This is a genomic window from Streptomyces litchfieldiae (genome assembly GCF_031845365.1).
Taxonomy (GTDB): Bacteria; Actinomycetota; Actinomycetes; order Streptomycetales; family Streptomycetaceae; genus Streptomyces; species Streptomyces litchfieldiae.
The window spans coordinates 1-1,303 of sequence record NZ_JAVREL010000059.1; the positions used below are offsets into that span (position 1 = coordinate 1).

Annotated in this window: 1 protein-coding gene; it reads right to left on the minus strand. The window is 73.8% G+C overall.

Annotated features, from left to right (window positions below; translation table 11 throughout):
* A partial coding sequence (locus RM590_RS35365; protein ID WP_311708919.1) for a non-ribosomal peptide synthetase occupies window positions 1-1,303 on the minus strand: 1,303 nt, incomplete at both ends.

Sequence of the window (1,303 nt, forward strand, 5' to 3'; positions counted from 1 at the left end):
CGTTCGAACAGGTCCCGGACCGACACCTCCAGCCCCATCACCGACCGGACACGGCTCACCAGACGCGTCGCCAGCAGCGAATGACCACCCAGCTCGAAGAAGTCGTCGTCCACCCCCACCCCGGGCAGATCCAGCACCGCCGCGAACAGCGCGCACAACAGCTCCTCCTGAGGCGAGGGGGCGGGCCGCCCGGCGCGAGGGGAGAAGCGCGGTTCGGGCAGGGCGGCCCGGTCCAGTTTGCCGTTGGGTGACAGCGGCAGCCGGTCCAGGATCACGACGGCGGCCGGGACCATGTACGCCGGCAGCGTCTCCGCCAGGTGCGCCCGCAGTTCCGGCTCGGTGGGCGCGCTGTCCCCGGCGGCCAGAACGGCGTACGCCACCAGCGCGTTGGTGCCGCCATGGTCGGTCCTGGCCACCACGACGGCGTGGGCCACCGCGCCGTGTGCGAGGAGCGCGGCCTCGGCCTCGCCCGGTTCGACGCGGAATCCGCGGACCTTGACCTGGTCGTCGCCCCGGCCGCGGTAGGCCAGCTTCCCGTCGCCCGTCAGCCGGGCGAGGTCCCCGGTGCGGTACATCCGGCTGCCGGGCGGGCCGAACGGATCGGGCAGGAAGCGCTCGGCCGTCAGGCCCGGTTGCGCAAGATAGCCGCGCGTCACCCCGGCGCCCGCCAGGTACAGCTCGCCGGTCACGCCGATGGGCACCGGCCGGAGTCCCGCGTCCAGGACATAGCACCGCGTGCCGCGCACCGGCTCCCCGATGGGCGGGGCGCTCTCGACGGGGCCAGCCGTCGCCCAGCCCGTGGCGTACACCGTCGCCTCGGTCGGGCCGTACAAGTTGTGCAGGGTGCCGGCGCCGACCGCGTCCCGCACCGCGCGCGCCGCCGGAGCCGACAGCTCCTCTCCCGCCAGCACCACGGTGTCCGCCCGGAGACCGAGCGAGCCCTGCGCGGCGAGGTAGGACAACGCCGAGGGGACCCCGCTCACCAGCGTCGGGGACGGGGCGTCCGCCGGGCGGTCGGCGAGGGCGAGCAGGTCGTCGAGCACCTCGACCGTGCCGCCGCACAGCAGCGGCGCGAACAGCTCGAAGACCGATACGTCGAAGTGCAGGGGGGTGGTGAACAGCACATGTGCCAGCCGCCGCGGACCGAAGTACTCCGCGGCCCACGCCATCAGGTTCGTCACGTTGGTGTGGGTGACGACGACGCCCTTGGGGGTGCCGGTGGTGCCGGAGGTGTAGATGGTGTAGGCGGCGTTGAGGGGGTGTGAGGGGCGGATCCGGTCGTGGTCCTGGGGGTTGGCCGTGG